This is a genomic window from Luoshenia tenuis (genome assembly GCF_014384745.1).
Taxonomy (GTDB): Bacteria; Bacillota; Clostridia; order Christensenellales.
This window is the reverse complement of record NZ_JACRSO010000002.1, coordinates 28113-48598: the sequence shown is the minus strand read 5'-3', so window position 1 is coordinate 48598 and position 20486 is coordinate 28113. Positions and strand designations below refer to the sequence as shown.

The window sequence follows — 20486 nt, the reverse complement described above, 5'->3', positions numbered from 1 at the left end:
CGCTAAAATATCTCTGGCGGGTGGCTGCAAATCACACAAAGCCCATCGCCATCCGCCTGCCAGGCCACATCTTTGGCGCCCGCAGGCAGAAAAATCTCGTCCCCCTGTTTTACCTGCATGCTCTCTGCACGCGTTTCAAGTTTACCGCTGCCGGATAAAACGATGGCGATGGTAAAGGCGCCAGTCTGCGTAGGCTGCAAACGCCCTGTTACCTCCAGCCGCGTTGCAGAAAAGTAGTTGGTATACGGCCGGCCGATCAGCTTAAGCTCCCGGCCTTGCGGCGTCTGCTGGAGAACCTCCGGCTCCACCAAGTATTTGGCCAGATTCTCCTCATAGCTGGCGCCCTCGTAATGATAACAGCGCATGGTCCGTTCGTCAAACGCCGCCTCCTGCGCCGGGTCGTCAAAATGCTTGCGCCGCGCACCCAATGTGATATCAGAAGGCTCCTGCACCTCGATCACAAAGCATCCGCCGCCAATGGCATGGGGGCAGCCTGCCGCCACATGGAACATCTGTCCCACCTCTACAGGGATCTTGTGGCACATTTTTTCCATGCTGGGCACGTCGCCGGCAAAATAATATTTGGAGTATTCTTCAATGCTGGCGCCCTCTTTAAAGCCCAGCAGCACATAAGGCGGCTCATCCGCGTCCGTGCGCTTTCCGATGATGTACCAGGATTCTTCCTTGCCGTAAGGAGAATTCCAATACTTCATGGCATCCTTGCGATCTGGATGGCATTGCAGGCCCAGCTGGTGCTGCGCGTCCAACAGCTTGACCAGCACGCCGGTATCCGCGCCGCAGCGGCGCACATGCGCTGCGCCTAAAAACTGTTCCGGCGCCTGGTCGATCAGCTCCTTTAAAAGCATCTGCCCACCGCCGGGCAGGGCCGCGTAGGCCATCCCCTTATTCGGGTCCTCTCCCAGCTCCAGGCGATTGACCCGCGTAGTAGAACCTACCCAGGATTCCGGCCGGTCGTCGTCCACACACTGCTCCTGCGGCAGGCCACGGAAACGGTCCGTCTCCCTGCCGCCCAGGTAGTTGCGCCCGATGCGGTTTTGCACCAAGCGGATCGGTCGCTCATACAGTTCACTCATGTCAAGCGTCCCCCCATTTTCTTTTTTCTCTCTATCTATTCATCTTGTGCGCTGACAAAGATGTCCACCGCCTCACCCGCCGTGATGGATTCTCCCGCCGCGGGCTCCTGTCTAAAAATATAGCCCGGTTTATACGTGTTGCTCTCCTCATAAACGTTGCCGATCTCAAGCCCTGCCCGCTCCAGCTCCGTGCGCGCGGCATCCAGCTGCATGCCTTTCAGGTCCGGCACATCCACATTTTCCGGGCCGATGCTCACGATCAGCGTAGCGGTTTCACCCTCTTTGATGATCGCCTCTGGCAGCGGGTACTGTTCAATTACATTTCCCGCTGGCACCGTATCGTTACGCTCCTGTTTAATATTGACGCGCAGGTTGCGTTCGTCCCGCAGGACATGGGTGGCATCCTGCTCGGTCTGCCCCACTACGGAAGGCATTTTAATGTTGACCCGGGTATCGCTGTTCTGGATCATCCGGTTGCCAATAAAAAACATCGTCAGTAGTAACCCTAAAACGATGACCATCGCCACGAAGATACGCACGATGCGCCCCACGGCTACAGGATCCTTCCCTGCCGGCGCTTCATCCTCATCTTCCCACTCATCATCGCCAGGCAGGTGATCCTTTAAGTCGATCATACGGGTCTTATCGTCCACATATTCATCCTGGACGTAATCGCCCTCCGGGTACAGACCCACCATTTCCAGATCCCTGCACATGGCTTTGGCGCTGGAATATCGTTTGCCCGGCTCTTTTTCCATAGCTTTTAAAATGATTTTTTCCAAAGCCCTGGGCAGCTGCGGGGCAAACACGGTGGGCGGCGGCGGCGTTTCCTGGATGTGTTTCAGCGCGATCGCCACCGGCGTATCCCCCTTAAAAGGCACGGTTCCGGTGACCATTTCGTAAATCAAAACACCCAGCGAATAGATGTCGCAGCCCTTACCTGCCGCATCGCCTCTGGCCTGCTCGGGGGAGATGTACTGCACGGTGCCCAGCACCCCGTCCATCATCGTGCGCGTGGCCGAGGTCACGGGTTTGGCCAAGCCAAAATCCATGACTTTTACGTGGATATGCCCATTTTCTTCCCGACTCAAAATCACGTTTTGCGGCTTGATATCCCGATGGATCACGTTATTCTGGTGTGCATGCTGCATGGCATTGCAGATCTGCATGGCGATATCCAGCGCTTCGTCCACTTCCAGCACGCCGCGCTGGTCTATGTATTGTTTAAGCGTTTGCCCAGGCAGATATTCCATGACCATATAAAATAAGTCATCCTGCTCGCCAATTCCATAAATATTGACAATATTGGGATGGGATAGGTTGGCCAGGGTTTCACCCTCCCGCCAAAAATGGCGCACGTAAACCTGATCCTCCGCCAGCTCGTTGCGCAGGATCTTGACCGCCACCGGCAAACCATCGCTCACCCGCCTGGCCAGGTAGACCAGGGCCATCCCCCCGGCGCCGATGCGCTCTTGCAGTACGAAGGTATCGGCTATGACCAGGCCCTCCAAGCGGTCCTTCATTGCGCGTCACCTCCGTGCAATATCAACGCTATAGTAATATTGTCACGGCCGCCGCGCTTAAGCGCCAGGCCCAGCAGCGTTTGCAGCGCCTCTCTTGGCTCCTGCCCGCCAAGAACCGCGGCGATCTCTTCATCCGTTACCGCGCCGGTCAGCCCATCACTGCAAAGCAGCAGCATGTCGCCACGCTGCCATTTTTCCTCGATCAGGTCTACATCCACAATGCGCGCCGTGCCCAGAGCCCGGGTTATGATGTTGCCCTGCGGATGCCCGCGCCGCTCCTGAGGCAGTAATTCGCCAAGGTCGATCAGCTGCTGCACCAGGGTATGGTCCCGCGTGATCTGGCGCAGCGCGCCCTCGTGAAATAGATAGGCGCGGCTGTCCCCCACGTGCCCAAGGTCGATCTTTTCCTCATCCAGTACAGCCAAGGTCATGGTGGTGCCCATACCGGCGTATTGCTCGCTTTCCTGGGTAGCCTCATATACCTCCCGGTTGGCCTCGTTCATCGCCTGGAATATCTTTTCCCGCAGCGTCATCCCCGGCGTATCTTGCAACCGGCCAAAGGCGATAACCGCGCTGCGCACGGCCATGGCGCTAGCTACCTCGCCCGCGCGGTGGCCGCCCATACCATCGGCCACAATGGCCAAATTGCCAGGCGCGCCCTCTGCCCCGGGTAAATAATAGGCATCTTCATTTTGTTCCCGCACATAGCCGCGGTGGGTTACGGCTGAATATTGCATGAGGGTTCCTCCCGCTCCAAATAGCGCCTGCGCAGCTGGCCGCATGCGCCCTCGATATCGTCGCCCATTTCCCTTCTGATGGTAGCAGATGCGCCGCATTTATTCAATACATTTAAAAAGCCCTGAATACGGCTAGCAGGCGGCGGCGCCCAGTTGCGCTCTACAACGGCGTTAATGGGGATCAGGTTGATATGGCACTGCATCCCGCGCACCAGCTTAGCCAGGCGCATCGCCTGCTCATCCGCATCGTTTACGCCGCGGATCAGCGCGTATTCAAAAATCGCCCTTCGCCCCGTGGCCTGTACATAATCCCGCATGGCCTGCATCACTTCATCCAGCCCATATTGCCGGGCGATGGGCATGATCTCGCGGCGCAGCGCATCATCCGGCGCATGGAGCGACAGGCACAGCGTCACCGGTAGCCCCTCCCGGGCCAGCTGCCTGATCTGCTGGGGAAGGCCGCAGGTGGACAGCGAGATGTGCCGCAGCCCGATCTGCACCCCCTGCGGGTGGGATACGAGGCGCAAAAAGCGGATGGACTCCTCATAGTTATCCAGCGGTTCACCGCTGCCCATCATCACTATATTAGAAATATGCCCGCCCTTTTCTTCCAGCAGGCGATTGACGGAGAGTACCTGCCCCAGCATCTCTCCCGCGTGCAGGTCGCGCACCCGGCCCGCAAGGGTAGAGGCGCAAAAGGCGCAACCCATCCGGCAGCCAACCTGGCTGGAAATGCAAAGCGTATCCCCATGCTTATAATGCATGAGTACGCCTTCGATAATATTGTCGTCCTCCAGAGCAAACAGGAATTTGACCGTGCCGTCCAGCTTGCTGGTCACACTCTTTTCAATGCGCACGCCGCCCAGCCGCATGCCCTGGGCCAGCTGCTCGCGCAGCGCTTTGGGCAGATTGGTCATCTCGTCGATCCCCCGCCCTTTATGTAGCCAGGAAAAGACCTGCTTAGCCCGATAAGCCGGCAGACCCCGCGCCTTAAAATAGGCCTCCAATTCCTCTGGGTAAAAATCCAATAATGCTTTGCCTTCCATTACCTCTCCTTGCGCCTGAAGCGCGCCATATAAAACCCTGCCGTTCCATCCACATGGGGATACAGCTGCAATCCGCCGTCTGCCACGCGGGCTTTTAGGCCCGAAGGCAGAAGCGGCGAAAAATCGTCCTGTTCGTAATCGGTGTGGCTGGATAGGAAATCCCGTACCTGCTCCGTATTTTCTTCATGCGTCATGGTGCAAGTCGCATAGACCAGCCGCCCGCTCGGGCGCACGTAGCGGGCCGCGCAGTGCAGAATATCCCGTTGCAGCTTTGCCAACGCCGCAATGTCCTGCGCAACGACCCGGTGGCGCAGGTCCGGCTTTTCCCATAGCAGCCCCAGGCCGGAGCAGGGGGCGTCCACCAACACGGCGTCAAAACCATCGTTCCAGGCCGGCCGCGGCTGCGAAGCGTCCCACTGCAGCGTTTCAAGCGCCACCCTTAGCCGGTGCGCATTTTTTTCGATTAGCTGAACCCGGTGGCCGTGCAGGTCGCAGGCCGTGATGAGCGCTTTACCCTGCGCTTCCATGGCCATTGCGCAGCTTTTTCCGCCTGGCGCAGCGCACAGATCCAGTATTTTTTGCCCTGGCCGCGCCTCCACCAGCCGCGCAGCCAACTGGGAAGCCTCCCCCTGTACGGTAAACCAGCCTTCGTTAAAGGCCGGCTCCTGCGCGGGCACGCCTTTCCAGTAGTATCCATCCCCCGCCAGCGGCGCGGGGCGCAGCCGCTCCGCCTGGTCCGCGCACCAGCTGTCCCATTGCGCCGGGCTCACTTTAAGCCGGTTGGGCTTGATGCATACTTCTCCATAATCCATTTGATGGCGCAGCAGCCCGGAGGCCTCCTCCAGGCCCAGCGCGCCGATAAAGTATTCCACCAGCCAAAGCGGCCAGCCAAATTCCACGGATAACCGCAGCGTGGGCTGCTTTTTTTCATCCGGCAGCAAAATACTATCCTTTGTCCTGGACAGATTTCGCAGCACGCCGTTGACAAAGCCGGATAGCCGACCCAGCCCTACGGCTTTTGCCAACTCGACACAGCTGTTGCAGGCAGCAGAATCCGGCACCCGGTCCATTTTCAAGATCTGGTAGGCGCCCATCCTCAGAAGCGTGCGCACGCCCGGGTGTACTTTTTTGGCGCGAATGTAGCCCTGCAGGCAATAGTCCAGATAGATCTGCCATTGCAGCGTGCCATAGATCAGCTGGGTCGTCAGGCGCGCATCCCGCTCATCGTCCAGCTGCGTCTTTTTCAGGCGCAGGTTTGCAAAACTGCCCTTATTTTCAATATCGCGCAAGGCATCATAGGCCTGCCTGCGCGCATCCAACCCGGTCATAGCGGCAAGGACGGCTCAAAAATTGCGCCGACCGGCAGCTTTTTGCCGCGCAGGTACTCGCTATCGCTCATCCACTTGCCGCCCGGCGCCAACAGCCTGCCCACGCGCGCCGCGCCATCGCCGCAGGCGACGATCAGCCCCGCCTTGGGGTCGGCCGCTAAAATCGTGCCCGGCTGCCGCTTTTCGCCTGCCCATTCCACGGGATCGATCCTTGCGATCTTAAAGCTCTGTCCCTCCAGCCGCGTCCAGGCAAAGGGCGCCGGGTCCAGCGCACGGCAATGGTCGTGCAGCTGCGCGGCCGTGCGGTCCCAATGAATATAGGCCACTTTTTTATCGATCATCGGATAATGAGAGGCTTGCCCTTCGTCCTGAGGCGTGCGCGTGAGCGTACCCGCTTCCAGTTCGCGCAACGTATCTTTTAGCACCTGGGCGCCGATATCGGCCAGGCGCGCATATAATTCCCCGCCGGTCTCATCCGGGCCGATAGGGGTTTCACGGCGCAGCAGCATATCTCCAGTGTCCACTCCCGCGTCGGTAAACATCGTGGTAATACCCGTGGTCTTTTCGCCGTTCATGATCGCCCACTGGATAGGCGCCGCCCCACGGTAGCCGGGCAGCAGCGAACCGTGCACGTTGATGCAGCCCGAACGCGGCAACCCCAGAATTTTGGGAGAGAGGATCTGCCCATAGGCCGCCGTGATCATTAAATCCATATCCAAAGCTTCCAGCTGCGCCACGCATTCGGCCCTGCGGATGCGTTCAAATTGCAACACCGGAATATCCAGCGCCTGCGCCGCAACTTTGACCGGGGGCGGCAGCATTTTTTTACCCCGCCCTTTAGGCCGGTCTGGCTGGGTAACGGCGGCCACCACCTCATAACCCTCCTTGCAAAGCATCTCCAGCGAGGGCACCGCAAACTCCGGCGTACCTAAAAATACAATGCGCATTATTCGCCCTGCTCCTCCTGCGTGTTTTCCTCTTCGAAGCTACACTCCTGGTACATCTTATCGATGAAAAGCACGCCGTCTAAATGGTCGATCTCATGGCAGCAAGCCCGGGCCAGCAGTTCTTCCCCCTCTAACTCGAACCAGTTACCGTTACGATCCTGCGCCTTGACCCTGACCTTCATGGGACGGATGACCATACCCTGGCGCTCCGGCACGCTCAGGCAGCCCTCCGGCCCGTCCTGTTCGCCCTCGGTCGCGACGATCTCGGGATTGATCAATTCGATCACCCCTTCACCCACATCGATGACCACGGCTCTGCGCAAAATGCCTACCTGCGGCGCGGCCAGGCCCACGCCATCCGCCGCGGCCATGGTCTCCGCCATATCGTCCAGCAGCGCGTGCAAACGGTCGTTAAAATCCGTCACGATGCGGGATTTCTTGCGCAGCAGCGCATCCCCTTCAAATACGATCGATCGAATCGCCATTTTCTCTCATCCTCCTGCTTGTTTAGGCCATATTGACCGGATTGATCTCAAAATAGGCATGTCCCTTCCACTTTTCCTGGGCCTGCCATTGTTCAAAGGCTACCTGTAAGTATTCCAGTGCATATTTCATTTTATCATTTTTTGCGATCCGCAGCAAAAGCTGGGCGCGATATTCATTTTTGATCTTGCTTAGTGGCGCCATCTGCACATGGCTGGCCAAACAACAGCCCTCCCACTGCGGAAAGTGCTGTTGCATATAGCGCGCAATAAACTTTTGCAGTCCCTTGGCGGCGCGCATCGCCTCATCCTGCTGGCCGGCAGAACAAAGCGCCCGCGCAAATACCGCAAATGGCGGGTACTGGCAGGCCTTGCGCGCGCGCATCTCCCGCTCAAAAAAGGCTTTATAATCCTGTCGGGCGGCCAAAGCTATCGCATAATGTTCGGGCGAATAGGTCTGTATCACGACCTGACCGCTCAGATCCGCCCGGCCCGCCCGGCCCGCCACCTGCGTGATCAACTGAAAGGTGCGCTCTGGCGAGCGGTAATCCGGAATATTCAGCGTAATATCCGCAGCCAATACGCCTACCAATGTAACGTTGGGGTAGTCAAGCCCCTTGGTCACCATCTGGGTGCCGATCAGGATATCCGCCTCTCCCCGCTCAAACGCCTCCAGAATCTCTACATGGGCCCCCTTGGTTTTGGTGGTATCCAGATCCATGCGCAGCACTCGGGCCTGGGGCAGCATTTCCCGCAGGGCCTTTTCAACCTGTTGCGTGCCCGCGCCAAAATACTTGATGTAGCGGCTGCCGCACTCCGGGCAAAGCTGGGGCACCGAAGCTGTATGCCCGCAATAGTGGCATACCATCCGTTCAGGATGGGTGTGGTAGCTCATGGAGACTGCGCAGTTGGGGCACTCCATCACATAGCCGCAACTGCGGCAGGATACAAAAGAACTGTGCCCGCGCCGGTTGACAAAGAGGATCGCCTGCTCGCCCCGGGCCATGCAGCCTTTCAGGCGTACGGCAAGCGCGCGGCTGAACAGCGAGCGGTTGCCCCTTGCCAGCTCCTCGCGCATATCGGCCACCTGCACCGCGGGCAGCGCCCGCCCGCCGATACGCTCTGGCAGCTCAAGCAAAGAAATGCGGCCATCCCTGGCTGCGGCATAGCGCTCCAGCGAAGGGGTTGCGCTACCCAGCACCAGCGTCGCCCCCTCCTTTTGCGCCCTGCGCGCGGCGACCTCCACCGCATCGTAGCGCGGGGCGTTTTCGGCCCGGTAGCTGGATTCGTGCTCCTCATCGATGATCACCAGGCCCAGCTGCTCCACCGGGGCAAAGATAGCCGAACGCGCGCCGATGGCCACCCGCGCCTGGCCGGTGCGGATACGCCACCACTCGTCAAACCTCTCCCCCAGGGAAAGGCGGCTGTGCAGCACCGCCGCCTGCGCGCCAAAGCGAGCGCGAAAGCGGGCCACCATCTGGGGGGTCAACGATATTTCGGGTACCAGCAAAATAGCCGTGCGCCCCTCTTGCAATACGCGCGAGAGGCAGGCAAAATAAACCTCCGTTTTGCCGCTGCCCGTCACGCCGTGCAGCAGATATACGCCGCTATGCCCTTCCACCCCGCGCATGATCGCATCCGCGCAGCCTGCCTGTCCGGCGCTGAGCTGGGGTTGCACCTGCGCGGCTTCCATTTTAAGATCCTGATAGGCGCCGCGCCCTACCTCTAGTTGCCGCAACACGACGGCGCCCTTTTTTTGCAGGGCGCGCAGCGCCTCTCGTGCGCCGGGTATCTCCTTTTCCAGCGCCGCAGCGGGCAATACCTGCCCTCTCTCTATCAGCGCCAAAAGTGCCTGCGCCTGGCGCGGCGCGCGGCGGGCAAGCCCCCGTGCCAGCTCAAGCGCCGCCTGTTCGCCCACAGCCAACGCGGCAAACAGGGCCTGTTTGGGTTTGATGCGCTCTCCCCGCAAGCCCGGAGGCAGCATCAGCCGCAGGGCTTCTGCCAGCAGGCAGTGATAGTGCCGCTGCATCCAAAAAGCCAGATCGATCAGCGCCGGAGCGATCACCGGCGCGTCATCCAGGATAGCCGTGATCGGGCGCAGCTTATCCTGCGGCACCTGCGTTTCACTGGCCAGCGCGACCACATACCCTTCAGTTTGGGTGCGCCCAAAGGGAACCTTAACGCGGGAGCCGGGTACAGGGCACAGCGCCCCCAGGGCATAGTCAAACACCCGGTCCACCTGGCTGTGGGCGATATCGACGATCACCTGGGCCACTTTCGGCATAGCTGCACCCCCTTTTTAGTCTACAAATAAAAAGCGCACGGACGCAATGCCGCACGCTTATTTTCCCTTACCGTCAAGCCAGATAGCGGATGGCCTCGTCCAAAATCCGGTCCGCCACTTCACGCTTGCTCAGCAGCGGCAACGCCTTTTCCTCTCCATCCCGGTTAAGCAGAACGATCCGGTTGGTGTCCACGTCAAACCCCGCATCCGGCTGGGAAACATCGTTTACCGCGATGATGTCCATATTCTTATCCCGCAGCTTTTCTTTGGCATGCTGTAAAACCTCTTGCGTTTCCGCCGCAAAGCCTACCAGCACCCGCTCGCCCTTGACAGCGCCCAAAGCGGCGGCGATATCCGGCGTCTTTTCCAATTCCAGCACCAGCTCATCCTGGCCCGGTACCTTTTTGATCTTTTGGGCGGCATATCGCTTAGGCGTAAAATCAGCCGGAGCGGCGGCCTTGATGATCAGATCGCTGAGCGCGTAATGGTCCATTACCGCATCGTACATCTCTTTTGCGCTTAGCACATCGATCTTCTGGCAGCCAGCCGGCGCCTGCAAGGGCGTAGGTCCGCTGATCAAGAGCACCTGCGCGCCCCGCGCTTTAGCCGCCGCAGCCAGCGCGTAGCCCATTTTGCCCGAGGAGCGGTTGGATAAAAAGCGCACCGGGTCGATCGCCTCCCGCGTCGGGCCGGCGGTAATCAAAACCATGCGTCCCTCTAAATCCTGACGCGTCTCCAGTGCGGCATAGACCGTATCCAGAATCTCGGGCAGCTCTGCCAGCCGCCCGGGCCCAACATCTCCGCAAGCCAGGCGCCCCACGCCCGGGGGGACGATCACCGCGCCCCGGCGCTGCAAAGTGGCAAGGTTCTCCTGCACTGCGGCGCTGGCATACATGTTCATGTTCATCGCAGGGGCGATCACCATCGGCGCCGTCGTGGCCATGGCCGTGGTCGACAGCATGTCGTCGGCAATTCCACAGGCCAGCTTGCCGATAAAATTCGCGCTTGCCGGGGCGACCAGAAAGGCATCCGCCCGTTTAGCCAGGGAGATGTGCTCTACCTCCCAGGGGGTATTGCGCATAAACATATCCACCACCACGGGGTGGTTGGTCAGCGTTTCAAAGGTCAGCGGGGCGACAAATTCGGTAGCATGCCGGGTCATGATGACATAAACGCCGATCCCTTTTTTCACCATAGCGCTGGCCAGTTCGGCCGCCTTATAGGCAGCGATGCCGCCGGTTACGCCCAGCACCACGTTTTTACCCTGCAACATCCCCAAATTCCCCTCTCTTAAAGGCCGGTAATCCCCCAGCGCTTAGTCGCGCTTTTCGGGCACACCCTCAAAAGTAATCTTATCTACTACGATTTCCTGTACCGCCATCGTTACCGTGTTGGGCTCGTCCATTTCAACCAACGGCTCCGCCCCATCCACCAGCTGGCGCGCACGCTTAGCGACCTCTACCACCAGCGTATAGCGGCAATCCGCTTTTTCCAACAACTTTCCCAGGTAATCGTATAGCATAATTAAATGACGCCTCCTAATAATTGTTCGTTGATGTGATGGTTGCGATCCACGCGGCACTTTTCCGCCTGGATGATGGCCGCGATCCGGTCCGCGGCGGCCTCTACCTCATCGTTCACCACAACATAGTTATACCGGTTCATAAAATCCAGCTCCTGATAGGCGGATTGGAACCGCTTTAAAATCGCCTCTTCACTCTCGGTCCCCCGTCCGGTGATGCGCTTGCGCAGCTCCTCCATAGACGGCGGCAGAATGAAGATAAACACGCCTTCTTCAAACCGCTCTTTTACCTTGAGCGCCCCTTGGATATCGATCTCCAAAATCACATCGTGCCCGGCGTTCATCTGTTCGCGCACGTACTTTTTAGGGGTGCCATAGTAAGAATCATACACCTGGGCGCACTCTAAAAAGCCGCCCTCTTCCATGATCTGTTTAAACTCCTGCTCGGTGCGGAAAAAATAATTTTTCCCCTCCACCTCGCCCTTGCGGGGCTGGCGTGTGGTCACCGAGATGGAGAGCTTAATCTCCGGGTGTTTCTCAAGCAAGCGCTTGCATACCGTGCCCTTGCCCGTGCCGCTTGGGCCTGAAATAACCACCAATAGGCCCTTATTGTACGTCCTTGCGATCATGACTCCTCATCATCCTCCATTGTCTGGCTATCCTTATTATCCAAGCGGTTGGCCACGGTTTCCGGCTGCACTGCCGAGAGGATGACATGGTCGCTGTCCATGATTAAAACCGCCCGGGTCCTACGGCCGTAGGTGGCGTCGATCAACTGTCCCCTGTCCCGCGCGTCCTGCACGATCCGCTTGATCGGCGCCGACTCTGGACTTACAATGGAAATCAGTCGGTTGGCCGATACGATATTGCCAAAGCCGACATTGATAAATCTGATGCTCATAACTCCTCCAAACCCTGATCTCTTTTCTCTATTCGATATTCTGCACCTGTTCCCTGATCTTTTCGATCTCGCTTTTCACATCCACCACTTTAGACAGGATCTCCGCATCCGAAGCTTTAGAGCCTACAGTGTTGATCTCCCGGTTCATCTCCTGCACGATAAAATCCAGCTTGCGCCCACAAGGCTGCTCGCCCCGCAGGGTATCGAGAAACTGCTGCATATGGCTGCGCAGGCGCACGGTTTCCTCGGCAATCGAAGCCTTATCGGCAAATACCGCCGCCTCGGTCGCGATCCGGTCCGGATCCACCGGCACGTTTTCAAGCAGCTCGGCTATCCGCGCGCGCAGTTTTTGATAATACTCGTCCACCGTCTGCGTAGAGCGCGCCTCGATTTGCCCCACCAGCACAAGGATGGTCTCAATGCGTCCGCTTACGTCCCGCACCATCTCCTGCCCCTCGGTCAAGCGCATCGCCTTGAGCTGATCCAGCGCGCTGGAAAGTACGCCGCGCATCAATTCCCGCAGCGCGTCCTGATCCTCCTCCGTCTCGGAAACGTTTAGCACCTCGGGCAGGCGGCTGATAAAGCTCAGCGTCACATCATTTTGCAGGCCGCTGCTAGCGCTAAGCTGCCCGATGGCGTCCATATAGGCTTTGGCCAGCGCCACATCCGCCTCGACTGATTTTGAATCATCCCGGTGGTTGCGGTAATTCACATAGAACTCCACATGCCCGCGGCTCAGGCGCGATTGCAGCATCTTTCGGATGTCATCCTCTAAAAAAGAAAAGACCCGGGGCAAGCGCAGGGCAATGTCCAGATAACGGTGGTTTACGGTCTTGACCTCTACCGTCATCTCGCGTCCCTCGATCTGCGCGGTGGCCCGGCCGTACCCCGTCATACTTGCGACCTGTTGCTCCAACATGCTCACTCTCCTTAGGCACTATTCAAATTTATTATAGCAGAATTGCGCGCAAATTAAAAGGCGCGCAATCGTTATAAAACCGCTATTTGCCCAAATATCCAATTTTTTGCAGAAATTCAGCCTCGCTGAGCACCGTCACACCCAGCTGCAGCGCCTTATCCAGCTTAGAGCCGGCTTCCTCCCCGGCGATGACATAATCCGTTTTTTTGCTAACGCTGCCCACAGCCTTGCCGCCCGCCTGCTCGATCAGCGCCTTGGCCTCATCCCGCTTCAGCTCGGATAGCGTACCGGTGAGCACGCAGGTTTTTCCGGTAAAGAAATTATCCTGCGCCTTTTCCACCGCCTGGTGCACTGGGGCGACGCCGGCAGCCAGCAGCCGCTCAATGCCATTGCGGATATGCCCATCTGCAAAAAAGCCCACGATATTCTGGGCGATAATGCCGCCGATCTCGTCGATCTGCTCCAGCTCCTGCGCATCGGCCTGCATCAGGCCCTCCAGCGAGCCAAAATGCTCGGCCAGATCCCTTGCCGTTTTGCGCCCCACGCCCGGAATGCCCAATGCGTGCAGAAAGTTGCCCAGCGGCCGGGTCTTGCTCTTTTCCAGCTCATCCAGCAGGCGCTGCGCTTTTTTCTCCGCAAAGCCCTCAAGGTCGACCAAGTCTTCAGCCTTTAAGGCGTACAGGTCGGCTACTTGGCGCACATCCCGCTCTTTAAACAGCAATTCCGCCGTCTTGATGCTAAAGGTTTCAATGTCCATTGCCTCCCGGGAGGCAAAGTGCACCATCCGCCAGATCAGCTGAGGTGGGCAGCTCAGGGAGTTTGGGCAAAACAGGTTCGCGCCGATCTCTTCCAGCACCGTTCCGCAGGCTGGGCAGACCTCTGGCGGCAGCACCTCTTCTCCGGGATACTCCGCATCCTCCACGCCCCCCATGATCTCGGGGATCACTTCATTGGAACGCCGGATCCATACCTTGCCGCCCAGACGCACCTTTTTGCGCTGGATATCGCCAAAGTTGTTCAGCGTGGCGCGCTTTACCGTGGCCCCAGCCAGTTCCACCGGCGCGACATGCGCCAGCGGCGTCAGCTTTCCGGTGCGGCCTACCTCCCAGGTGATCGTCTCGACTACTGTCGTCATTTCCTCAGCGGAGAACTTATAGGCCAGCGCCCAGCGCGGGAACCGGTCCGTATGCCCCAGTACCTCGCGGGTACGCAGATCGTCTATTTTGATGACCGCGCCGTCGATCAGGTAATCAAGCTCCGTCCGCGTAGCGTCGATCTGCTCGATTACTTCCATGACCTGATTAAGATCCTCGCAGGGGCGAAAGAACTCGCCCACCGGAAAGCGGTTTTCCTGCAAGAAAGCGGTCATCTCAGCATAGGTGCGGTAGGGCGGCTGTCCCTCATAATAGCCTACGTTATAGCAGAATATATCCAATTTACGGCGCGCGGTCTCTCCGGGGTCCAGGTTGCGCAGGGCACCTGCCGCCCCATTGCGCGCGTTTTTCAGCGGCTCCTGCGCGGTTTTATTATACTCTTCCAGCCTGGAAAGGCGCATGATCCCCTCGCCCTGCACCTCAAAGGTATCCATGCAGGGCACGGAAAGCGGCACAGTAGGAATGGTGCGCACCTGCTCCAGGATCGCCTCGCCCGTGCGGCCGTTGCCCCGGGTGGCGGCCTGCGCCAGCTTCCCCTCCCGATAGGTTAGGTTGATGGTCAACCCATCGTACTTATATTCTACCGTATAGCGGATAGGCGGCAGCTTCTCCACCGCATCCTCATTATAAGCGGCCCACAGCTTTTCCGCCCGGGCGGCCCATACTTCGACTTCTTCGCGGGTCTTAGCCTTATCCATGCTCCAAAGCGGCCCCAAGTGGGTATGCGGCGTAAAGGCCTCCAAAATCGTTCCGCCTACGCGCAGGGAGGGCGAATCCGGCAGGATCGTGCCGGTCTCCTTTTCCAGGTCCCGCAGTTCATCAAACAGCTTATCCCACTGTGCGTCGCTGATGATGGGGGCATCCATCACATAGTACCGGTAGGCGTGCTCGTTCACCTCGTCTACCAGCTGGCGCATCCTTATAAGCCTTGGGTCCTCCATCTAACTCTCCTCCACAACATCCAGCGGCGCCATGGATAGCGCCAGATTTTTTATGCCCTTGCCCTCAAAGGCCACCTGGGCAATGGTACCTGCGCCCTCGCCCTTCAGGCCGATCACCCGGCCAGTGCCAAAGAGCTTGTGCTGTACCTTTACGCCGGGTTTGATCGCGGACAGATCCGCAGGCTTATTGACCGCGGCCGGCGCGGACTTTTTCACGCTTGGGCCGCCGCCGGGGAAGCCCCCCGGGAACGCGCCGCGGCCGGCAGACGTTCCGTAACCGCCTCTCTTTGTGGTTGGTTTTGCGCCGCCCATCGTACCGAACAGGTCGTCCTGCTTGGGTTCGGGCGTCCTCGGGCGCCGTCCGCCCGCCAGGCAGCTTTCCGGCAGCTCCTGCAAAAACCGTGAGGGCAGGCAGCTGCGGGTAAAGCCAAAGAGCGTGCGCAGCTGGGCATAGACTAAGATCAGCCGTTCCCGCGCGCGGGTCATGCCCACATAGCACAGCCTGCGCTCTTCTTCTATGTTTGCCTCTTCGTCGCTATTCATGCGCAGATGGGGAAAGATTCCATCTTCCATGCCGCACAAAAATACCACCGGGAATTCTAGACCTTTGGCCGAGTGCAGCGTCATCAGCGTTACCGCGCTTTGCCCTTCGTCCAGATTATCGAGATCGCTAATCAGCGCCACGTTGTCAAGATAGTCCTCCAGCGTAGCCTCAGGGAAATTGATGGCGAACTCGCCGATCGCGCCCAAAAGCTCCTGGATATTTTCAAGCCGTCCCTTGGCGTCCTCGCTTTGATCCGCCTCGTAACCCGGGCCAATGCCGGTCTCTTCGATCAGGTGCTCGGCAAATTCCTGCAAAGGCATCATTTCCTTAAAGGCCAGCAGCCTTGCGATCAACTCGCCAAAGGGCGCCACCTTTTTATAAACCTTGGGCAGCAGCTGCTTCATCTTCTCTTCATCTAAGATCAGGCCCATGGCCGTATCGGCATGGTTGGCCGCCGCCTCAAAGATCTGATTTACCGATGTTTCCCCAATGCCCCGCTTGGGCACGTTGATGATCCGCCGCAGCGAGATCTCATCATTAGGGTTGACCATCAGCCGCAAATAGGCCATGATGTCCTTGACCTCTTTGCGCGCATAGAATTTTAGCCCGCCAAATACCCGGTAGGGAATGCGGTGGCGCACAAAGGCGCCTTCCAGCGCGCGGGACTGGGCGTTGAGCCGGTACAGCACCGCGATATCCGCCCGGCGGTATTCGCCGCCCGCCACCATATCCAGAATACGGGCTGCCACATACTCGGCCTCCATCCGCTCGTCGTTGACCTGCATCACCTGGATGGGGTCTCCCTTACCGCTCTGCGTCCACAGCTTTTTTGGCTTGCGCCCGGCGTTGTGGGCGATCACCTGATTGGCCGCCTCCAGTATGTTACCGGTAGAGCGGTAGTTCTGCTCCAGATAGATCACCGCCGCGTCCTTAAAATCCTTCTCAAACTCCAGGATATTGCGGATATCCGCGCCGCGCCAGGCGTAAATGCTCTGGTCGTCATCGCCCACCACACACAGGTTATGGTGCGCCATGGAGAGTGTGCGCACCAGCATGTATTGGGCGTAGTTGGTATCCTGGTATTCATCCACATGGATATAGCGGTAGCGCTGGGCATAGTACTCCAGCACATCCGGGTTCATGTAAAACAGTTCCAGCGCCTTGATGATCAGATCGTCAAAATCCAGCGCGTTGTACTGCGTCAGCGCATCCTGGTAGGTGCGGTAAATCTCCGCGATCTGGGCTGCCAGCGGCTCGCTACCGCCAAATTCCTTCACGTATTCATCCGGGCCGATCACCCGGTCCTTGGCCTTACTGATCTTATTGAGCGCCCAGGAGGAAGGATAGGACTTCTCCGCCAGCCCCAGCTTACGGATGCAGGCGGTCATCAGCTTATCCTGATCGTCCGCGTCATAAACGGTAAATCCCCGCGTAAAGGGCTGCAGATGCTCGATCTCCCGGCGGAGAATGCGCAGGCAAAAAGAGTGGAAGGTAGAAACCATGACCTCGTCGCCATCCGGGCCGCAAAGGGACTGCACGCGCTCTTTCATCTCTTTAGCAGCCTTGTTGGTAAAGGTAATGGCCAGAATATTCCAGGGGCGCACGCCCTTTTCCTGGATCAGGTAGGCGATGCGGTGGGTCAGCACCCGGGTCTTACCCGATCCGGCGCCGGCCAGAATTAAAAGCGGCCCCTCTGTGTGCAGAACCGCTTGTTTTTGTGGCGTATTTAAATTTTCTGTCAGATTCATGTTTACCCCTTTATTTTTCCTGTGTTTCCTGTGCTTCCAGGCGGTTTAGCACAGTGGTATAGCCCTCGGCCCCATAGATCAGGCAGCGGTTGACCCGGCTGATCGTGGCCGTGCTGGCGCCGGTAGCCTCGGCGATCTCATGATAGGTGCCGCCCTTGCGCAGCAGCTTGGCCACCTCCATGCGCTGGCTCATCGCCTTGAGCTCCTGTATGGTACATAGGTCCTCAAAAAAGCGCACGCAGTCCTCTTCGCTTTGCAGCGTCAAAATAGCCTTATAAAGGTTCTGGATGTCCTCCCCCAGACCCTTTGCATCATTTCTCACCGCTGACCCACTCCTTTCTCATCAATGCCCGTCATTCCCAATCGATCACCGGATTGCGCAGTATCCCGATGCCCTCGACCTCGATCTCCACCACATCTCCGGCCACCATGGGCCCAATGCCCGCCGGCGTACCGGTGGCGATCACATCTCCCGCCTCCAGCGTCATCACCTGGCTGATAAAGCTGATGAGCTTAGGGATCGGGTTCATCAACAGGCGGGTGTTGCTGTGCTGGCAGACCTTCCCGTTCAGGCGCGATTCCACATCCGCCTGCGTATAATCAAACGCCGTTTCGATCCAGGGGCCGATGGGCGCAAAGGTATAAAAGCCTTTTGCCCGGGTCCACTGGCCGTCTTTTTGCTGTATATCCCGCGCGGTCACATCGTTTACGCAGGTAAAGCCCAGTACATAATCCATAGCCTCGTCTGCGCCGATCCGCTGGCAGTGCCGGCCGATCACCACGCCCAACTCAGCCTCATAATCCACCCGCGCCGATTGCGGCGGGCGGACGATCGGCTCATCCGGGCCGACCACGCAGGAAGCCGGTTTGATAAAGATCACCGGGTCCTCCGGCTTTTGGTGCTTCATTTCTTCCATATGGTCGGCATAATTGATCCCTACCGCCACGACCTTGCTGGGCTGTACCGGGGAAAGCAGCCGCGCCTCGTCTAAACGATAGGTTTCATCCGTCAAACGGACTTCATCAAAAATGCATCCCTCCAGCCGCCGGAGAAGCGTCCCCTCTACGGCCGCATAAAAAACCTGTCCATCCCGTTCTACTCTTGCGATGCGCACCGGCCTCACCCCTTTTATGATCCTTAATTCCGCAACAGTTCCGTGCAGCGAACGCCAACGCAATCGTAAAAAACATACCCTGCTGACGCGCCTGCCGCGCTCAAGATAACTTTTTTATTATTTTAACATATTAGCGTGCGAAATCAAAGGGCGTTCCAGCGAAAAAAATCTACATTCTTATAAAACCGGCATTTCCGCCATCAAAAAAACGCTGCTTTCTAAAAGCAGCGTTTTTACACGGTAATAGGTTTACAGTAAATCTAACCGTACGATGGAGACCTCATAGGCTGTACGGGTCACTTCTCCTTCAGGCAAAGTTTTGCGGTAATCCCGGCTTTGCAGCCGACCCTGCAGCACCACGTGATCCCCCACCTTCATCTGCCCGGCCTTGCGGGCGTTGCGGCCCCAGGCGATGCAGGGGATATAATCGCTCTTGCCATAGGCCCGGTTGACCGCCACCAGCAGGTCAGCGATCTCGCGCTGAAAGGGCGTTGTACGGTATACCGGCGGTTTGCATAAAAACCCGTCCAGAAATATTTCATTGGGGCCGCCGTTTAAAGGCATGCCGTCATCTGCAATCAGCTCCGCGTCCAAAGCGAAGACCGTTAAAACCAGGCGGCTGGCGCCGTCCACTAAGCGGTTATAAGAGCGCAGCTGCCCCTTGATCCAAAGCTGTGCGCCATCTGAAAGCGCCATCCCTTCGATCAGATGCTCCGCCAGCGTAACGGGCAGCACATCGACCTGCCCACTGAGCCGCGGGACCTCCAACGTCAATTTATAAAACTTTTCCTGCATCACGTGGTGGCTGAAGCTGATCTCTCCTTGTACCTTTCCCATTAGCGTCACTGTATTGGTCGGCTGATGACCCTCCATCTTTACGCATCCTCCCCAAATCAACCCTTTTGTTCATCATACGCATCCGCTGTGCTTTTTATTCCAACACAGCCAGCTGCGTCAGTTGGCAGTAAAAGAGCATGGCGCTTCAATATATAAACGCCATGCTCTTCTGTGTCAAATCAGCTGCAAATTTAGAGGGGAACACGCCCTGATATCTTTAGGAGGGTCTATCAGGGTCTATTGCCGGTAAGCCTATCGATTAAATATCCGTGTGAACCACTTCGCCCGTCCTTGCGGACTGGAACGCCGCATCCAGCAGCTTCATGGTGCGCAGCACCTGCTCGGGCTTGACGATCAATTCCGCGCCGTTGTCCACCACATCCGCCAGGTTGCGGTACAGCTCCACCCAGGCAGCGCCGCCGGCTTCCCGTTCATCATCCCTGGTGATGCCATCTCGCACCTGCGCCACTTCGATTGGGAACTCCACCGGTTCCCCTTCTTTTTCCATCTGCATCCCGCATGCCTCGTAGGCTATGGATTTGACCGTGCCGCCATGGCAGCCGAAGTCCTTGACATCAAAGGTTCCCATGTCGCCGTAAACCGTCCAACGCGGCAGCGGCTTTTGCACATATGTGCTTAAATAGACCTCAATCAGCAATCCATCAGCCATCGTCAGCTGCAATTTGGCAAAATCATCTACTAGGGGACGATGGATGCTTTTGGTTTGCAGATATACGGATTTGACTTTATTCTCCGGATCCAGCATCAAAATCTGGTCGCACAGGTGCACCCCCCAGTCGTAAAAGAATCCACCGCCATGCTCCGGAATATCCCGCCATTTCTGCGGCCCCTTCACGGGGCGCCACTGCTGATGGGCTGATGTAATGGCATAGGGTTTACCGATATAACCCTTGCTTAAATTCAGCTTCATGCTTAGGTAATCCAAATCCCACCTGCGGTTGTGGTGCACGGTCAGCACCCTGCCCGTGCGGGATGATACCGCCATCATCTCCTCCCAGTCCCGGGCGCTCAGCGTGGCCGGCTTTTCCACCATCACGTTCTTCCCCGCCTCCATCACCGCTATCGCCAGCGGCTTGTGGAAGTCATTGGGCGTGGCCACCAATACAAAGTTGACCTCTTCGTCCTTTAAAAAATCCCCCAGGCTGTCGTAAGCCCGGTACCCGTCCGCCCTGGCCGCCGCCACCCGCTCCGGGTCGATGTCGTGCACCGCCACCAGGTCCACCTCCGGCAGCTGTGTGGGGATCTTTGCGTGCCAGCCCGACGCCATATTCCCATAACCGATGATGCCTAACTTCAAAGACATTTTACCTCTCCTTTCGCCTGTCATAGGCCTTTTGCCTCTG

General features: G+C 58.0%; 19 protein-coding genes. All 19 read right to left on the bottom strand.

Features of this window, described 5'->3' with window-relative positions; all coding sequences use genetic code 11:
* Positions 1 to 2: 2 nt before the first annotated feature.
* The 19 genes from H8699_RS05070 to H8699_RS04980 all read right to left on the bottom strand — a co-directional run bounded on the left by H8699_RS05070 (position 3) and on the right by H8699_RS04980 (position 20446).
* Positions 3 to 1094: a class I mannose-6-phosphate isomerase gene (locus H8699_RS05070; protein WP_249284764.1), complete on the bottom strand. Its 1092-nt coding sequence runs from the start codon at positions 1092 to 1094 to the stop codon at positions 3 to 5.
* Positions 1095 to 1129: 35 nt separating this feature from the next.
* On the bottom strand, positions 1130 to 2617 hold the full coding sequence (gene pknB / locus H8699_RS05065) for a Stk1 family PASTA domain-containing Ser/Thr kinase (protein WP_249284763.1): 1488 nt from the start codon (positions 2615 to 2617) through the stop codon (positions 1130 to 1132).
* The gene (locus tag H8699_RS05060) at positions 2614 to 3354 is read right to left on the bottom strand and encodes a Stp1/IreP family PP2C-type Ser/Thr phosphatase (protein ID WP_249284762.1); all 741 of its coding nucleotides are present in this window, start codon (positions 3352 to 3354) and stop codon (positions 2614 to 2616) included. The genes pknB and H8699_RS05060 overlap by 4 nt, the downstream gene beginning before the upstream one ends.
* A complete protein-coding gene (rlmN, locus tag H8699_RS05055; protein WP_249284761.1) occupies positions 3336 to 4400 on the bottom strand; it encodes a 23S rRNA (adenine(2503)-C(2))-methyltransferase RlmN in 1065 nt (354 codons plus the stop codon). Before rlmN ends, H8699_RS05060 begins: the two co-directional genes overlap by 19 nt.
* A complete protein-coding gene (gene rsmB / locus H8699_RS05050) occupies positions 4400 to 5728 on the bottom strand; it encodes a 16S rRNA (cytosine(967)-C(5))-methyltransferase RsmB (RefSeq protein WP_249284760.1) in 1329 nt (442 codons plus the stop codon). The genes rlmN and rsmB overlap by 1 nt, the downstream gene beginning before the upstream one ends.
* On the bottom strand, positions 5725 to 6675 hold the full coding sequence (gene fmt / locus H8699_RS05045; protein WP_249284759.1) for a methionyl-tRNA formyltransferase: 951 nt from the start codon (positions 6673 to 6675) through the stop codon (positions 5725 to 5727). Before fmt ends, rsmB begins: the two co-directional genes overlap by 4 nt.
* The gene (def, locus tag H8699_RS05040; RefSeq protein ID WP_147517951.1) at positions 6675 to 7160 is read right to left on the bottom strand and encodes a peptide deformylase; all 486 of its coding nucleotides are present in this window, start codon (positions 7158 to 7160) and stop codon (positions 6675 to 6677) included. The genes fmt and def overlap by 1 nt, the downstream gene beginning before the upstream one ends.
* A 22-nt stretch (positions 7161 to 7182) precedes the next feature.
* The gene (priA, locus tag H8699_RS05035; RefSeq protein ID WP_249284758.1) at positions 7183 to 9441 is read right to left on the bottom strand and encodes a replication restart helicase PriA; all 2259 of its coding nucleotides are present in this window, start codon (positions 9439 to 9441) and stop codon (positions 7183 to 7185) included.
* A gap of 73 nt (positions 9442 to 9514) precedes the next feature.
* Positions 9515 to 10714, bottom strand: coding sequence for a bifunctional phosphopantothenoylcysteine decarboxylase/phosphopantothenate--cysteine ligase CoaBC (gene coaBC / locus H8699_RS05030; protein WP_249284757.1), 1200 nt, complete (start codon positions 10712 to 10714; stop codon positions 9515 to 9517).
* Between the two features lie 42 nt (positions 10715 to 10756).
* On the bottom strand, positions 10757 to 10963 hold the full coding sequence (rpoZ, locus tag H8699_RS05025) for a DNA-directed RNA polymerase subunit omega (RefSeq protein ID WP_249284756.1): 207 nt from the start codon (positions 10961 to 10963) through the stop codon (positions 10757 to 10759).
* A gap of 2 nt (positions 10964 to 10965) precedes the next feature.
* Entirely contained in the window at positions 10966 to 11592 is a 627-nt protein-coding gene (gene gmk, locus H8699_RS05020; RefSeq protein ID WP_138295861.1) for a guanylate kinase, read from the bottom strand.
* On the bottom strand, positions 11589 to 11864 hold the full coding sequence (gene remA, locus H8699_RS05015) for an extracellular matrix/biofilm regulator RemA (protein ID WP_138295860.1): 276 nt from the start codon (positions 11862 to 11864) through the stop codon (positions 11589 to 11591). Before remA ends, gmk begins: the two co-directional genes overlap by 4 nt.
* A 28-nt stretch (positions 11865 to 11892) precedes the next feature.
* Positions 11893 to 12783 carry a YicC/YloC family endoribonuclease gene (locus H8699_RS05010; RefSeq protein WP_249284755.1) on the bottom strand — a complete coding sequence of 297 codons (891 nt, stop codon included), beginning with the start codon at positions 12781 to 12783 and terminating at the stop codon, positions 11893 to 11895.
* Between the two features lie 82 nt (positions 12784 to 12865).
* On the bottom strand, positions 12866 to 14878 hold the full coding sequence (ligA, locus tag H8699_RS05005) for an NAD-dependent DNA ligase LigA (RefSeq protein WP_249284754.1): 2013 nt from the start codon (positions 14876 to 14878) through the stop codon (positions 12866 to 12868).
* Positions 14879 to 17170 carry an ATP-dependent helicase gene (locus tag H8699_RS05000; RefSeq protein WP_249284753.1) on the bottom strand — a complete coding sequence of 764 codons (2292 nt, stop codon included), beginning with the start codon at positions 17168 to 17170 and terminating at the stop codon, positions 14879 to 14881.
* Positions 17171 to 17180: 10 nt separating this feature from the next.
* Positions 17181 to 17492 (bottom strand): YerC/YecD family TrpR-related protein, encoded by a 312-nt coding sequence (locus H8699_RS04995; protein ID WP_171026040.1) that lies wholly within the window; start codon positions 17490 to 17492, stop codon positions 17181 to 17183.
* Between the two features lie 31 nt (positions 17493 to 17523).
* The gene (locus tag H8699_RS04990) at positions 17524 to 18285 is read right to left on the bottom strand and encodes a fumarylacetoacetate hydrolase family protein (RefSeq protein WP_249284752.1); all 762 of its coding nucleotides are present in this window, start codon (positions 18283 to 18285) and stop codon (positions 17524 to 17526) included.
* A gap of 249 nt (positions 18286 to 18534) precedes the next feature.
* Positions 18535 to 19158, bottom strand: a complete 624-nt coding sequence (locus tag H8699_RS04985; RefSeq protein ID WP_249284751.1) for a single-stranded DNA-binding protein — start codon at positions 19156 to 19158, stop codon at positions 18535 to 18537.
* Between the two features lie 223 nt (positions 19159 to 19381).
* A complete protein-coding gene (locus H8699_RS04980) occupies positions 19382 to 20446 on the bottom strand; it encodes a Gfo/Idh/MocA family protein (RefSeq protein WP_249284750.1) in 1065 nt (354 codons plus the stop codon).
* Between the last annotated feature and the right edge of the window lie 40 nt (positions 20447 to 20486).

What these genes read in the sequence shown, in the direction of transcription:
- def (WP_147517951.1), bottom strand. Translation starts at nt 7,160, where the DNA reads ATGGCGATTCGATCGATCGTATTTGAAGGGGATGCGCTGCTGCGCAAG.
- priA (WP_249284758.1), bottom strand. Translation starts at nt 9,441, where the DNA reads ATGCCGAAAGTGGCCCAGGTGATCGTCGATATCGCCCACAGCCAGGTG.
- H8699_RS04980 (WP_249284750.1), bottom strand. Translation starts at nt 20,446, where the DNA reads ATGTCTTTGAAGTTAGGCATCATCGGTTATGGGAATATGGCGTCGGGC.
- ligA (WP_249284754.1), bottom strand. Translation starts at nt 14,878, where the DNA reads ATGGAGGACCCAAGGCTTATAAGGATGCGCCAGCTGGTAGACGAGGTG.
- fmt (WP_249284759.1), bottom strand. Translation starts at nt 6,675, where the DNA reads ATGCGCATTGTATTTTTAGGTACGCCGGAGTTTGCGGTGCCCTCGCTG.
- H8699_RS05000 (WP_249284753.1), bottom strand. Translation starts at nt 17,170, where the DNA reads ATGAATCTGACAGAAAATTTAAATACGCCACAAAAACAAGCGGTTCTG.
- remA (WP_138295860.1), bottom strand. Translation starts at nt 11,864, where the DNA reads ATGAGCATCAGATTTATCAATGTCGGCTTTGGCAATATCGTATCGGCC.
- H8699_RS04985 (WP_249284751.1), bottom strand. Translation starts at nt 19,158, where the DNA reads ATGGAGGGTCATCAGCCGACCAATACAGTGACGCTAATGGGAAAGGTA.
- rsmB (WP_249284760.1), bottom strand. Translation starts at nt 5,728, where the DNA reads ATGACCGGGTTGGATGCGCGCAGGCAGGCCTATGATGCCTTGCGCGAT.
- pknB (WP_249284763.1), bottom strand. Translation starts at nt 2,617, where the DNA reads ATGAAGGACCGCTTGGAGGGCCTGGTCATAGCCGATACCTTCGTACTG.
- rlmN (WP_249284761.1), bottom strand. Translation starts at nt 4,400, where the DNA reads ATGGAAGGCAAAGCATTATTGGATTTTTACCCAGAGGAATTGGAGGCC.
- coaBC (WP_249284757.1), bottom strand. Translation starts at nt 10,714, where the DNA reads ATGTTGCAGGGTAAAAACGTGGTGCTGGGCGTAACCGGCGGCATCGCT.
- gmk (WP_138295861.1), bottom strand. Translation starts at nt 11,592, where the DNA reads ATGATCGCAAGGACGTACAATAAGGGCCTATTGGTGGTTATTTCAGGC.
- rpoZ (WP_249284756.1), bottom strand. Translation starts at nt 10,963, where the DNA reads ATGCTATACGATTACCTGGGAAAGTTGTTGGAAAAAGCGGATTGCCGC.
- H8699_RS05060 (WP_249284762.1), bottom strand. Translation starts at nt 3,354, where the DNA reads ATGCAATATTCAGCCGTAACCCACCGCGGCTATGTGCGGGAACAAAAT.
- H8699_RS05070 (WP_249284764.1), bottom strand. Translation starts at nt 1,094, where the DNA reads ATGAGTGAACTGTATGAGCGACCGATCCGCTTGGTGCAAAACCGCATC.
- H8699_RS05010 (WP_249284755.1), bottom strand. Translation starts at nt 12,783, where the DNA reads ATGTTGGAGCAACAGGTCGCAAGTATGACGGGGTACGGCCGGGCCACC.